General features: G+C 73.1%; 11 protein-coding genes. 8 read left to right on the forward strand and 3 right to left on the reverse strand.

Annotated elements, in window-relative coordinates; all coding sequences use genetic code 11:
- Positions 1 to 216 precede the first annotated feature (216 nt).
- Positions 217 to 852, reverse strand: coding sequence for an SRPBCC family protein (locus ABFX54_RS53945; RefSeq protein WP_346115115.1), 636 nt, complete (start codon positions 850 to 852; stop codon positions 217 to 219).
- A 289-nt stretch (positions 853 to 1,141) separates the two neighbouring features.
- On the opposite strand from ABFX54_RS53945, the gene ABFX54_RS53950 reads away from it, so the two are divergent.
- The 4 genes from ABFX54_RS53950 to ABFX54_RS53965 all read left to right on the forward strand — a co-directional run bounded on the left by ABFX54_RS53950 (position 1,142) and on the right by ABFX54_RS53965 (position 6,349).
- Positions 1,142 to 1,978, forward strand: coding sequence for a universal stress protein (locus ABFX54_RS53950; RefSeq protein WP_346115116.1), 837 nt, complete (start codon positions 1,142 to 1,144; stop codon positions 1,976 to 1,978).
- Positions 1,979 to 2,107: 129 nt separating this feature from the next.
- A complete protein-coding gene (locus ABFX54_RS53955) occupies positions 2,108 to 2,470 on the forward strand; it encodes a hypothetical protein (RefSeq protein ID WP_346115117.1) in 363 nt (120 codons plus the stop codon).
- 291 nt (positions 2,471 to 2,761) lie between these two features.
- Positions 2,762 to 3,418, forward strand: coding sequence for a CBS domain-containing protein (locus tag ABFX54_RS53960; RefSeq protein WP_346115118.1), 657 nt, complete (start codon positions 2,762 to 2,764; stop codon positions 3,416 to 3,418).
- A 423-nt stretch (positions 3,419 to 3,841) separates the two neighbouring features.
- Positions 3,842 to 6,349 (forward strand): cation-translocating P-type ATPase, encoded by a 2,508-nt coding sequence (locus ABFX54_RS53965; protein WP_346115119.1) that lies wholly within the window; start codon positions 3,842 to 3,844, stop codon positions 6,347 to 6,349.
- Here the strand turns inward: ABFX54_RS53965 and ABFX54_RS53970 are convergent.
- Positions 6,343 to 6,948 (reverse strand): Rv1733c family protein, encoded by a 606-nt coding sequence (locus ABFX54_RS53970; protein WP_346115120.1) that lies wholly within the window; start codon positions 6,946 to 6,948, stop codon positions 6,343 to 6,345. The two genes, ABFX54_RS53965 and ABFX54_RS53970, sit on opposite strands and share 7 nt — an antisense overlap.
- Before the next feature lie 221 nt (positions 6,949 to 7,169).
- Here ABFX54_RS53970 and ABFX54_RS53975 point away from each other — a divergent pair, with 221 nt between their 5' ends.
- The 4 genes from ABFX54_RS53975 (at position 7,170) to ABFX54_RS53990 (ending at position 12,546) form a co-directional block, all read left to right on the forward strand.
- Positions 7,170 to 7,361, forward strand: a complete 192-nt coding sequence (locus ABFX54_RS53975) for a hypothetical protein (RefSeq protein ID WP_346115121.1) — start codon at positions 7,170 to 7,172, stop codon at positions 7,359 to 7,361.
- Between the two features lie 140 nt (positions 7,362 to 7,501).
- Entirely contained in the window at positions 7,502 to 7,849 is a 348-nt protein-coding gene (locus ABFX54_RS53980; RefSeq protein ID WP_346115122.1) for a CU044_2847 family protein, read from the forward strand.
- Positions 7,824 to 9,713 (forward strand): trypsin-like peptidase domain-containing protein, encoded by a 1,890-nt coding sequence (locus ABFX54_RS53985; protein WP_346115123.1) that lies wholly within the window; start codon positions 7,824 to 7,826, stop codon positions 9,711 to 9,713. Before ABFX54_RS53980 ends, ABFX54_RS53985 begins: the two co-directional genes overlap by 26 nt.
- On the forward strand, positions 9,697 to 12,546 hold the full coding sequence (locus ABFX54_RS53990) for a hypothetical protein (RefSeq protein ID WP_346115124.1): 2,850 nt from the start codon (positions 9,697 to 9,699) through the stop codon (positions 12,544 to 12,546). Before ABFX54_RS53985 ends, ABFX54_RS53990 begins: the two co-directional genes overlap by 17 nt.
- A 9-nt stretch (positions 12,547 to 12,555) precedes the next feature.
- Here the strand turns inward: ABFX54_RS53990 and ABFX54_RS53995 are convergent.
- Positions 12,556 to 12,845 (reverse strand): BON domain-containing protein (locus ABFX54_RS53995; RefSeq protein WP_346115125.1); only part of this gene is annotated, 290 nt, incomplete at its 5' end.

Here is a 12,845-nt window from a genome sequence, read left to right on the forward strand (position 1 = left end):
CGGCAGGACGGCCATGGCCCTGGGCCGACCTGGCCGTGATCGCCACCTGGACGCTCGCCGCGGCGGCGGTGCTCGCCCTCAAGGGAGGCGGATGGACGGCCATTCGCCGGGCGGTGGCCTGACGCGATGGTGACCAAGGTCCTCTTGCCGCCGGCTCGGCTCGGAGCGCCGGGCTGTTCGGTCGTCCTCATGCACGATCGGTGGACCGCCGGCCGGTCAGTGCTTGCGGGCCGCCGTCTCGGCCAGGGCTTCGATGGTCATCAGCTGTTTCCTCGTGATCAGGAAGTCCGCCGACTCTGACAACAGCAGGTAAGCCAGCCCGAAGAAGCCGGGCCTGCAGTGCAGGCGGTGCCGGAACAGCAGGCGAGTGTGCTCCTCTTCGCCGAGCAGCACGATCGCCCAGCTCACCGTCACGTGGAAGGCTCGGATCGCGAGGACGAGCTCGCGTCCGGGGACGACGCGCTCCACCGTGTAACCGCCGTCCACGGGCGGTGTCGGCAGCAGGTCTCCTGCCTGGAGTCGTTGCAGGCCGGGCAGGATGTGATCGGCGCTGGGACGGCCGTCGTTGGTGATGCGGTCGTAGGCGTACCAGCCGGCGCGGGGATGGCCGCCCATCTGGGCGAGCCAGGGCCACACGGCTTCTGGCGGGGCGTCGACGGTGATGGCGCGGGTGGCGGCCACATGCGGCCGGGGGACGATGTCGTCGCCGGGGAGCGGCCGGATGGCCTCGCCGCGCGTCGCGCCCCAGCGCAGCAGCCGCGGGCGGACGAGCAGCAGGTAGGCCGCCAGCCCGACGGCCTTCAGGATGAGCAGTGGCCCGAGCAGCCGGCGAAATGCGTGATTCGCGTCCATGGCTTCATGGCATCAGGTCCCGTCGCCTGGTGGCAGGGGCGAAAGGCGGCGACCGCCGGTCGATGGTCCTCGCCTGGAGGTGCGTGGGTCGCCTTGCGGCATCGAGGCGGGGCGTGGAAAGGACCGGAAACGAGATCTTGACGTCCGCACCATCCCGGCGGCTTCGCAGGTGCTGACCCAGCGGATCGGCTGAGGACCAATGGCGGCTCGTCCGGGACCTCGTCCCCAGGCGTCACCCTGTCCGCCGGACGACGCTGGAGACGAGAAACACGAGGAGTTGGAGTGCCTGATGACTGGACACATCGTCGTGGGCGTGGACGGGTCCAAAGCCGCGCAGGCCGCCGTGGCCTGGGCGGCGGACGACGCCCGGCGCAGAGACCTGACTCTGCGCATCGTGCACGTGTGCGAGCGGCAGCCGGCCGAGCATGCGGCGGGATACTGCACGAACACGCTGGCCTTCGCCCGCGACCTGGCCGGGGAACTGGCGGACGGCGTCCCGGTGACCACGGAGCTGCTGGCGGGAAACGTCGTCGATCGGCTGCTCGCGGAGTCGGAGACCGCCGACAGTGTGGTCCTGGGCAGCCGGGGAGTCGGCGAGTTCACGGGACTGCTGGTCGGCTCGGTGAGCCTGGCCGTGGCCGGGCACGCCACGGGGCCGGTCGTGGTCGTGCGGGATCCCGACGGTGCCCGGCATGACCGGGTGATGGTCGGTTACGACGGCTCCGAGCACGCCGAGGCCGCCATGGAGTACGCCGTCGAACACGCCAGGGCCCACGGAGCGCGTCTGGACGTGCTCCACGCGTGGCGTACGCCGGCCTTCTCGCCGTACATGGCCGCCTACAACAGCTACCTGGCCACCCTCTACCAGGACGAGGTCCGTGCCGTCGCGGACAGCGTGGCGCGGTGGCGGGAGAAGAACCCCGACATCGAGATCACCCAAGAGACGCTGTCGGGGCATCCGGTTGGTCTCCTGGCCGGGGCCGCGACGACAGCCGACCTGGTGGTCGTGGGCTCGCGCGGGCGGGGCGGCTTCGCCTCCGCCGTCATGGGCTCGGTCAGCCACGGCGTTCTCCATCACGTGACCTGCCCCGTCGCGGTGGTGCGGCCACGCGGCCGAGGAGCCTGACCGTTCCCGGCGAGCCGAGGGCGGCTCCCCGATCATGATGATCCGCCACTTTCCCCCAGCACCGGGACCAAAGGCACTGGCCCGCGTCGGACGCACGGCGCACGGTCGAGGGGAAAGGAGGTGGCATCGATGAGGCTGACCTGGAAGGACGCCCTGGCGACAGTGGTCGCGGGCGCGAACGTCGCCGTCTACGTCGCCTTCACGCGAGGCGCGGACGTGCCCGTCATCGACAGCGTGCGCGGGGCCAGCGGCGTCATCCTGCTGCTCGGCGTCATGGGCGGTTGCGCGCTGGGCGCGGCGTCCGAGAGCAAGGGCCTGTACATGAGGCTGGCCGGCGCCCTGGGCGTGATCGCGCTCCTCGCGGGCCTGGCCGGGGTGATTCTGGCCAGCGAACTGGCCCTGGCGGTGCTGTTCTACGCCACCATCGCGCTGTGGCTCTCCGCCACCGTGCGGCACGCGCTCGCCGGCCCGAGAGTGGAGGCGATGAAGTGACGATCGGCCGGAGGTCCTGAAGCCTTCGGCCTGCAGGGACGGGCCCGTACCAGAGGCCGAAGGTCCCCTTCCATGAGGACGCTCAAGCCTGACGGGCCCGCCCGTGCCGCCGGACGATGCGGGCACGAGAATCGGTGGCAATGGGCTCGGTCAGCCGCGGCAGGCCGCACCACGCCGCCTGCCCGGTCGCGGTCGCGCGCGTAGGACCTTGGGCCCTGACACCGGGGACGTTCGCCGCTGCCGGCCGGTCCGCCCGTGCGGGAACGTGGTGGTGGAAGCGAGGTGGGGATCATGTCGATCGAAGTCAAGGACGTCATGGGGCGCGTGGCCATCGCGGTCCTGGAGGACGCGTCGTTCGCCGACATCGTGGCCGCGATGAAGCGGTACGCGGTGGGGGCGGTGACCGTGGTGGACGCGGACCAGCGGCCGGTGGGCGTGGTGTCGGAGGACGACCTGCTGCTCAAGGAGGCCGACCCGGTACGGTCCGCGGTGCCGATGTTCGAGTCCCGCAGGCAGCGGCACGAGCACGAGAAGGCGGCGGGGGTACGGGCGGCCCAGCTCATGACCTCGCCCGCGATCACCGTCACACCGGGAACCCCGGTACGGGACGCGGCCCGCCTCATGCACGCCCGGCGGATCAAGCAACTGCCCGTGATCGACGTGGTGACCGGGCGGATCGTCGGCACCCTGCACCAGCACGACGTGCTGCGCGTCTTCACCCGTCCGGCCGCCGAACTGGAAGCGGACGTCAAAGCCGTGCTCGCCGACCCCGGGGCCTTCACCGTCGAGGTCGACAGAGGCGTGGTGACCATCAGCGGACGGGTGCAGTGGAGCTCCCAGCGCATCACACTCGTCGAGGCGATCCGCGCGGTCGAAGGCGTCGTCGACGTCAAGGCGCAAATCACCGCAGGCCAGGACGACCTCGTCATCGTCCCACCACTGCTCTAGGAGGCGGCCACGCTCGTCGTCGGCCATGGCGGCGTAGCCGAGGAGGCCGGCGGTGCCGTGCCGGTCGAGCGTGACCAGCCGGGCCGGGCGCAGGTTGAACAGGGCGGCCCCGCAGCCGACGTGCTGGCTGCGTCCGCGCGGGTCGCTCACCCGCAGCCGCCGCCCGTGGTCGGCGTGGACCTCGATCAGCTCATGATCCGCTACGCGGAAGCGCCACGGCTGGGTGTCGAGCACCGACGGCGCCTGACCGGCCGCCACCAGCAGCCTCCGGACGCCGGACTCGTGATCGAGCGGAGTGAACATGGCACATCTCCCACCGCCAACCCTCCCGTGCGGGCCGTGCGCGGGTCAGGGTCGTACGGCCCCCGCCCCGGTGCCGAAAGGCCCTGCCCGAGGCGCCCGTACGGCGGTGACTGTGGCGGCATGACGACGAGCGTGTCCCATCTCCGGCAGGGGCTCACCACGGCGCAGGCCACGGCACGGCTGGCCGCGGACGGGCCCAACGTACTGCCCTCGCCGCGGCGAACGCCCCCTGTCGTGCTGCTGCTGCGCCAGATGGCGCACTTCTTCGCGCTGCTGCTGTGGGGCGCGTCGGTCCTCGCCCTGCTGGCCGGGATGCCGCAGCTCGCGGTGGCCATCGTGGTGGTGGTGCTGCTCAACGGCGGCTTCGCCTTCGCCCAGGAGTACCGCGCCGACCAGGCCGCGCAGCGGCTGCGCGAGCTCATCCCGGCCGATGTCGTCGTCCGCCGCGACGGCCGCCGCCGGGTCGTGGACGCGGCCGGCCTGGTGGCGGGGGACGTGGTGCTGCTGGAGGCGGGCGACCGGATCTCCGCCGACCTGGAGCTGGCCGAGGCGCACGCCCTGGCGGTCAACGAGTCCATGCTGACCGGGGAGAGCGTTCCGGTCCGGCCGCGGGCCGGTGACCCGGCCTACGCCGGCACGTACGTGGTGGAAGGCGAGGCCGAGGCCGTCGTGGTGGCGACGGGCGCCCGGACCAGGCTGGCCGGGATCGCCCGGCTGACGCAGGAGGCGTCCAGGCCGCCGAGCCCGCTGTCGGTGCAGATCGGCAAGGTCGTCAAGATCGTCGCGGGGATCGCGCTGGCCGTGGGCGCCGCCTTCTTCGGCCTGGCCCTGCTGCTGGGCACGCCGGCGAGTCACAGCTTCCTGTTCGCGCTGGGGGTCACGGTGGCGCTCGTCCCCGAAGGGCTGCTGCCGACGGTCACGCTGTCGCTGGCGCGGGCCGCGCAGCGGATGGCCGCTCGCCATGCCCTCGTACGCCATCTGGAGGCGGTCGAGACGCTCGGCTCGGCCACGTTCATCTGCACCGACAAGACCGGCACCCTGACCCGTAACGAGATGACCGTGGCCGAGGTGTGGGCGCCCGGGCACGCGCCCGCCGACGTGCTGCGCACGGCCGTGCTCAGCTCCACCGGACGGATGAGCGACGGCAAGCCGGTCGGCGACCCGATGGAGGTGGCGCTGCACGTCGAGGCGTTACGCCTCGGCGCCGACCTGACCGGCGAGATCACCGCGCGCAACCCCTTCGACCCGCGCCGCCGCCGCGCATCCGTCATGGTGAACGGCCGGCTCCAGCTCAAAGGGGCGCCGGACACCGTGCTGCCGCTGTGCCGCGACGTCCCGGCCGGCGGCGCAGCGGATGCCGGGACCGGCGGGCGAGGGGCCGAGGGCGTGCAGGAGGCGCTGGCCCGGATGAGCGAACGCGGGCTGCGCGTGCTCGCGGTCGCCCGCGGCAGCGGCTCCGGGGAACGCGACCTCGAACTGCTCGGCCTGATCGGGTTGCACGACCCGCCACGCGAAGACGTGGCCGAGGCGATCTGGAAATGCCGCATCGCCGGGATCAAACTCGCCATGGTCACCGGCGACCATCCGCGCACCGCCCGCGCCGTCGCCGCCGCGGCCGGGCTGCTGGGCGCCGACGAGCTGGTCCTGACGGGCGCCGAACTGCCCGCCGACGACGCGGCGCTGGGCGAACTGCTGGACCGGGACGGCGTGGTCGTCGCCCGCGTCACCCCTGAGGACAAACTTCGCATCGCCCGCGCGCTGCGGTCGCGCGGCCACGTCGTGGCGATGACCGGCGACGGCGTCAACGACGGGCCCGCCCTGCGCGAGGCGGACATCGGCATCGCCATGGGCGCCTCCGGCACCGACGTCGCCCGCGAGGCCGCCGACCTGGTGCTGCTCGACGACCATTTCGCCACCATCGTCGCCGCCGTCGAGCTGGGCCGCGCCACCTACGCCAACGTCCGGCGCTTCCTCACCTACCACCTGACCGACAACGTCGCCGAGCTCACCCCGTTCGCCGTCTGGGCGCTGTCCGGCGGCACCGTCCCGCTCGCGCTCACCGTCCTGCAGGTGCTCGCCCTCGACATCGGCACCGACCTGCTGCCCGCTCTCGCGCTCGGCGCCGAGCCCGCCAACCCGCGCACCATGCACGGCCCCGCCCGCACCGGCGCCCTCATCGACCGCCGCGTGCTGTTCCGCGTGTTCGGGGTGCTCGGCCCGGCCCAGGCGGTGGCCGAGATGGGGGCGTTCGTCGGTGTCCTGCTGCTGGGCGGCTGGCACTTCGGCGCCGTACCGGATCCAGGCCTGCTCGCCGCCGCCTCCGGCACGGCGTTCGCCGCGGTCGTGCTCGGCCAGGTCGCCAACGCCTTCGCCTGCCGCAGCGAATCCCGCTGGATCGGCCGGCTGCGCCGGCCCGCCAACCCGCTGCTGCTCGGCGCGGTCGCCTTCGAGGCCGTGCTGCTCCTGCTCTTCGTCGGCGTCCCGCCGGTCGCCCACCTCCTGGGCGGGGCGTTCCCCACGCCGGCCGGCTGGGCGTTCGCGGTGCTGGCGATCCCGGTCATGGCCGCCGCCGACACCGCGCACAAGGCATGGCGGGCCTCGGACCACGCCGTGGGTTCCGCTCAGTGATGCCGCGGGCGGCGCCATGTGTCCGAAGCCCGTGCCCACTCGGCATCCCACTCGCGATAACGCGCCTGGTCCACCCACCACCGGAAGCCGGCGAACGCGCACAGCACCAGCAGCGCGGTCACGAGCACGATCAGCATCCCGACCGCCACACCCCGCAGGTGAAGCACGGACCTGTCGACGGGCGGTGCAACCGCTTTCCCAGTGGCGTCGATCCACACCGAGACCGCCGAGCCCGCCTTGGCCAGTGCTCGCACGGGCACCGTGCCGGTGCGAACCTCGCCCGAGGGTGTCGCCCATCGGGCCACCGCTTCCTGCCTGCCCGTGGGAACCTCGGTGAAGGACACGCGGGCGACCGGAGCGTCCTCCAGCAGCGTCGCCATGACCTGCCGGCGGGCGCCGGAGCCGGTGCTCTCGTCCCGCAGCGCGTTGTCGTACGCCCATCGCCCGGCCACTACGGCGGGCCAGACGCTGAGCAGCACCACGAGCACGGACAGCAGCACGACGGCGGACTCCAACCGGTCGGAACGGCGACGCAGGGGATTGCCGTCCCGGCGGTACAGACGTACTCGCGGCGTCAGAAAATCACTCCATGCCTTCATGGGGCACCTCCCTGAGGCCACTGTGCGAGATCTCGCCCAGAGGCGGCAGTGTCGTAGGCCTCGGCGGGGGAGGGCTTTCGTCCCAAGGCGGTCATGCGAGGCGCCGGGCGCGATGACTTAGGTCACACTCCTCCGGGCCGTTCGCCTCGGGTGTGCGGCAAGGGCCGGAGAGAAGGTGAGGTCCATCACGAAAAAACCTCAGCCGGCGAAGGGTGAGTGCGATGTCCGTCCTCCTGAGTGAGACGAGAGCCGAGATCGACCCACTGGGCGAGACGTACTTCTCAAGGGCCGCCGTCGCCCTGCACGCGCACCGCGCGGGGGACTCCTCCCGCACCTGCCTGTCCTGCGCGACCGCATGGCCGTGCGCACCCGCGCTCGCCGCGGCCTTCATGCTCGATCTGCACACCTCCTGACGGTGCCGGAAATTCTCCCGCTGCTCCCGTGACTCAGGGGCGTTCGGCCCCGCCGCACCGTGACATTCGCCCCTGGAACGCCGGCGGCGCCGGGCGGACCGTGAGCAGCAGTACGAGGGCTACAGGCGGGAGGGCCGGCCATGGCCGGAGAGCAGAAGTTCGCGGTGAAGATCGCCGACGGTGGCACGATGGTCATCGTCGCGGAACCCGTGGGTGGCACGCTGGTGTCCAGCAAGGACATCGTGGCGGAACTGAGCGAGATCACCGCGTCCGTGGAACGGGTGAGCCGCGAGGCGCTCCAGGCCGTCCGCCGGGCGGGCCCCACCAAGGGCACGGTCGAACTGGGATTCGGCCTCGCGGTCGAGTCCGGCCACGTCGTGGCGATGCTCGGCAAGGGCCGCGGCGAGGCCACGATCAAGGTCACCCTGGAGTGGGCCGCCGCGGACATGGAGGGGGCGCGCGATGCCGCTGCCGGACGCGACCGTTGAGCTGCTCAAGCGCGTGCTGCACGACGCGACCGCCGCCGTCCACGCCGACGGCGAGTTCCAGGGTACGGCGTTCTTCGTCAGCGATCGGCTGCTGCTCACCTGCGAGCACGTCGTTCCCGAGGGAGCCCGGATCGACATCGAGCCGATCGGCCGCGCCCGCCGCCCCGCCAAGGTGATCAGGCGGGACGCGGACGCCGATCTCGCCCTGCTGGCCGGAGAGGCGCGTGACGAGCCCGCCATCCCGTGCGTGGTCCTGGACACCAGACTGGACAGCTGCCGGTACTGGCTGGCCGGTTTCCCGCGCGAGAACGGGGAGCCCACGGGGCTGGAGATCGTCGCGGCCGGAGGCCATGGGCGAGAGGGCCTCCAGGACGGTGCCGACCAGAGCCTGCGGCTCGAACCAGGCACGATCATCACCCACGGGATGAGCGGCGGCCCCGGCCTGAGCACGAAGAGCGGCGCGGTGGTCTCGCTCACCCGCTGGAGCATGGACGCGGCCGACGCCCTCGGCGGCAGCGCGGTGCCGGTCGCCGTGGCGGCCGGGAGGTTCGAGGAGATCGCCGCCCTGCTCAAGACGTCGACGCCCGCCATGGTGCCCTGGCGCGACGCGCTCGGCAGGGACGGCTGGCAGGGCCTCGGCCGCTCCTGGGACATCGGCGCGTGCGTGGACCTGCGGGTCAGCGGCAAGCGCAACTCCTGGCAGATCAGCCTGGAGCCGCACCTCAGCCACGGCCTGACCGGTCGTGACCTCGGCGAGGACGTCGCCGAGGCGCTGTTCCGGTGGGCGCAGCGACGGCGGGTCTGTGACGCGGACGAGGTGTCGCTGCTCGGCCCGCTGCTCGCCAGCGCGCTGTTCCCCCGGGACGTCGCCAACCACCTGAGCGCGATCAGCCAGGCCGACAGCGTCCTGGTCCGCCTGCACGTGGAGCACGGCAACGACCTCACCGACATCCCGTGGGAGCTCGCCGCGGTCCCCGGGGAGCGGGACAAGTTCCTCGCCGCCGACGAGAAGTTCAGGTTCGTCCGGGTGTCGGACACGGATCTGGCGGACGGGGACCTGACGCCATCCGCCGGACCGGCCACGACGCCGGCCGAGGTCGGCGTGCTGGCCGCCGTCGCCCAGCCGAGGCACTGGGCCCGCCAGTATCCTCTTGTGCCTCCCCGGCACCGGGGCTCGCCCTACCGCTGGCCCAAGCCGTCGGACATGTGCACCCGCCTCGGCGAGCGCGTCGAGCGCGCCGGGTTCGTGGTGAACGTGCTGCCCGAGCCGCGGTGGAGCGCCGTACAGGACGCTCTGCGCACCGGAACCTACACGGTGCTGCACTTCATGGGCGTGGGACAGCGCGAGGACGACGGCACGCCGCTGATCGCCTTCGTCGACGACGACGGAGACGGCGAGTCGTGGGAGGATCCGCGCGGCGTGATCAGGACCGCCGCGGCCTACGGTGTGCGTCTGGTCGTCTTCGAACTGCTGATGCCGCCCACCGACTACAACTACGAACCGCTGACACCCAGCGCGCTGGGCGACGTCATCACCGGAAGCGTGAGCGCGGTGATGCTCACACACCTGCCTGTGCACCCCAAGCAGTGCAAGGTGTTCAACGATTCCTTCTACGAGGCGCTGGGCCGCGGCGAGTCGATCGAGACCGCGGTACAGGCGGGCCGCAGGATGCTCAAGGTGGACAAACCGGTGGAGGACGCGGCCGGATTCGGCTGGTTCACCCTGGTCACCGGTCCTCAGTCGGGCGTGCGGCTGGTGAGTCCCGTGGCGGAGAGCCCGCTCACGCCGGGGCCTGTCGCCGCCCGCTTCGTGGAGCCGGTGGCGCCGCGCCGGAGGGGAGTGCGCGATGTCCTCCATCGCTGAGCTGATCCGGCGCGCCGACCGGCGGTTGCGCAGGCAACTCGACGTGGACGCGGGACTGCGGCAGATCGCGGCGCGCGCTCAGGAAGAGAAGATGCCGCGACTGCTCGCCGCGCGCCGCCGGGCCCTGGAAGAGGCGTTGCTCCGCCTCGACCGCCTCGCCGGCGCCGTGGAGCACCTCTCGGCGGTGCGGCCGTTCCTCGCCGAAGGCTGGCCCGAGGAGCGTGACCGGCTCCGCGGCGCCCTCGCCACCGATCTTCCGACCGGGCTGGGGGAGTGGCTCGGCTACTGGCTCACCGCGGCGAGCCGGCGCCGGACGGAGGCGATGGACCGGCTGGAGGCGGAAGTCCCCCTGCCGGCCGCCGCCTCGGTGCTCGCCCACCGGATATCCGTGGCGAACCGGGCACTCGCCACGGGCGACTGGAACCTGTGCCATGACCTTCTCGAACTCGGCCACCGGGGACTGCGGATCGGCTCCTGGACGGGCCCTGAGGACGGCGTGCGGGAGGACCTGCGGCTGCTGGCCGCGCGCCTGGCGCTGCGGAACGGCCTGCTCGACGAGGCCGGCGCCGTCATCGGCGAGGGCGCCGGGGAGCCGGACAGCGCGGCGTGGCTGGCACTGCGATCCCGCTACGCGCGGGCGTGCGGACAGGCCGAAGTGGCCGAGGCGCTGCTCCAGCGCGCTCGCGAGCTGGATCCGCGCGACCTGGACGCCACCGCCGAGGCGATCGCCCTGGCCCGCGACATCGGAGATCCCGGGCTCGCGCTCGACGACGCACGTGCCGCCGCCGAGGCGTTCCTGTCGCTCAGCGACGTCGAAGGTGACGTCAACCGGCTGGTGGACGTGCCCTGCGAGCTGTACATCGCGCTCGCCGAGTGGGCACGGGACGAGGACGACCGCGACCGGGCGCTGAGCCTGCTCGATCACGCGGCCACGGTCGCGCCACCCGGCGACGAGATCATCGCCATGGTGGAGGAGGTCCGTGCCGGGCTCCTGAGCTCACCGGCAGAGCGCCGCGCGGCGCTGCTGGCGGCGGGGGAGTGGCGTGCCGGCAAGGGCCATCTGGAGCTCGCCCGCCACGACTTCGAGTCCGCCCTGGAGCCGGATCCGCAGGACGAGGAGGACGTCCGTACACGAGCGGTGGCACAGTTGCGCCTGGCCGACGTCGTCGCGGTGACCGCCCGGCAGCGCCCCCGCCGCGACGTGCGCGAGAGCCTGTCCGGCGCGTTGTCGGCCCTGCTCGCCGCGCAGCGGCAGGCGGACGTCACCGGAAGCGAATGGTGGAGCTACGCGACCGAGAGCGACCTGCGCGCCCAGCTCGCCGAGATGCCGGGCGCCCACCGGCATGCCGGGCAGTGGGGCGCGCTGCTCGCGGCGGCACGGGCGCTGGCCCTGAATCCGCTGTCGGCACAGGTGTGGCTGCTGCTGGCGCAGACGTCCAGGACGCGATGCCTGCCCTGGACGTGCGAGGCCGCGGCCGCCCGCGGCTACGCGATCGTGCGGGACCCGTCCACCACGGCCGCCTATGCGGACGCCCTCGTGCACGTCGGCCGCTACGAACAGGCCCTGGCCCTGCTCGACGGCGCGACCGACGACTGGAGCCGGTGCATGATCGGCCGCATCTCCCTGGAGCTCGGCCGGCCGGAGGAGGCGGTGCGCTACCTCGCCGCCGGCGCCATCGATCCCACATGGACCTGGGCCTGGACCTCCTACGTCGACGCCCTGATCGTCACCGGCGACCTGGAAGGCGCTCGCGCGTGCTCGCGCCGCCACCTCGACGCGTCGGCCGACCGGCTGGGAGAGCGTGACGAGCTCGAGGCGGCCGCCCACGACGCCCGCGTGCGGGGGCGACCTCGTGAGGCGCTGCGGATCGCCTGCCTGCTGCGCGACCGCGACCTGCCGGGAGAGATCTCCGGGCTGAAGGAGATGGGGGCCGCGTTGCTGCTGAACGGCGACCCGGCGGGCTGGGACATGTTCGCCGCCGTGCTCGCCATCGGCCCGCGGCCGGTGACCGCCGGCTCCTGGGAACGCCGCCTCCGCCCCGTCCTGTCCGCCCTCGCCGCCGCACAGGGCGTCGAGCTCGACTTCACCCGCATGGACGCCCCGCTCGAACACGCCAGAACCGGTACCGGCGCCGGCGACCCGGCGGCCGAACTACGGCAGGCGTCCTGCGCGCCCGGCGCGCCGGACGTGGCCCGCCCGGCGGCCCGGCTCACCGAGGCGGTGCTGCGTGCCACCGCCGTACCCGGGCAGGGCCGGCCGGGCGACCTGGACGAGTTGCTGCACCGGCTCGCGGCTGAGGACGGCCTGCGGGCCGAGGCCGAGTCGCTGCGCGGTCACGCCGCGGGAGAACCCGCGCACGCCGACGGCGCCGGGGACGTCCCCGCCCCCGCGCCGCCGGCCGTGCGGCTGCTGCTGCCGGTGTCGTGGTTCGCGGGGTACGACGATCCGCTCCACCGGCATCCGCTCTTCACCCGTTGCCTGCCCGAACTGCGGCCGCGGGCCGATCGGCCCGTGCCCGCGGTGCGGGTGGAGACGGAGGAGAGCCTGGAGCCCGGCGGGTACCTAGTGCTCAGCGAAGACCGGCTGCTGGCGAGTGGTCACGTGGACCCGGGACTGCGCTACTGCGACCAGGAGACGCTGGCGTTGCTGCCCAGGCAGGCGCGCGCCGATCCTCGTACGGTCCTGACCGAGCACGGCTGGGGAGTGCCCGCCGAGATCGTGGCGGGCGCGTACGGGCCGGCCGAGCTGCTGACCAGGTCGGCCTGCGAGGTCGTGGCCCTGCGCTACGGCGAGGTCGTGGGCGCGGAGCCACCGGGGCCGGGCCCGCGGTAGCGGGACGGCTCAGGCGCCGCCCCACACGGGCAGGTCGGCGATGTCGTCGTGTTTCCAGCCGAGAGTGTCCTGGACGGCGACGACCCCGTCGATGTTCTCGGCCAGGCGGACGGCGGTGATGGCGTGACTGCGTTCGGCCAGCGCGCCGGACAGGGTGACCACCCCGTCGTTCACCTGGACGTCCAGGCCGGCGGCGTCGGCCCGCACGGCTTCCCGGACCTTCCGCTCGATGTCGTGATCGGGCCGCAGGAAGACCTTGATGAGGTCGCGGCGGCTGACGATGCCGACGAGGCGGCCGT

It is taken from the genome of Nonomuraea maheshkhaliensis (assembly GCF_039529435.1).
GTDB lineage: Bacteria > Actinomycetota > Actinomycetes > Streptosporangiales > Streptosporangiaceae > Nonomuraea > Nonomuraea maheshkhaliensis.

Bases quoted from the DNA above. Each gene is read 5' to 3' on its own strand.
- ABFX54_RS53945 (WP_346115115.1), bottom strand. From the start codon at position 852: ATGGACGCGAATCACGCATTTCGCCGGCTGCTCGGGCCACTGCTCATC.
- ABFX54_RS53950 (WP_346115116.1), top strand. From the start codon at position 1,142: ATGACTGGACACATCGTCGTGGGCGTGGACGGGTCCAAAGCCGCGCAG.
- ABFX54_RS53955 (WP_346115117.1), top strand. From the start codon at position 2,108: ATGAGGCTGACCTGGAAGGACGCCCTGGCGACAGTGGTCGCGGGCGCG.
- ABFX54_RS53960 (WP_346115118.1), top strand. From the start codon at position 2,762: ATGTCGATCGAAGTCAAGGACGTCATGGGGCGCGTGGCCATCGCGGTC.
- ABFX54_RS53965 (WP_346115119.1), top strand. From the start codon at position 3,842: ATGACGACGAGCGTGTCCCATCTCCGGCAGGGGCTCACCACGGCGCAG.
- ABFX54_RS53970 (WP_346115120.1), bottom strand. From the start codon at position 6,948: ATGAAGGCATGGAGTGATTTTCTGACGCCGCGAGTACGTCTGTACCGC.
- ABFX54_RS53975 (WP_346115121.1), top strand. From the start codon at position 7,170: ATGTCCGTCCTCCTGAGTGAGACGAGAGCCGAGATCGACCCACTGGGC.
- ABFX54_RS53980 (WP_346115122.1), top strand. From the start codon at position 7,502: ATGGCCGGAGAGCAGAAGTTCGCGGTGAAGATCGCCGACGGTGGCACG.
- ABFX54_RS53985 (WP_346115123.1), top strand. From the start codon at position 7,824: ATGCCGCTGCCGGACGCGACCGTTGAGCTGCTCAAGCGCGTGCTGCAC.
- ABFX54_RS53990 (WP_346115124.1), top strand. From the start codon at position 9,697: ATGTCCTCCATCGCTGAGCTGATCCGGCGCGCCGACCGGCGGTTGCGC.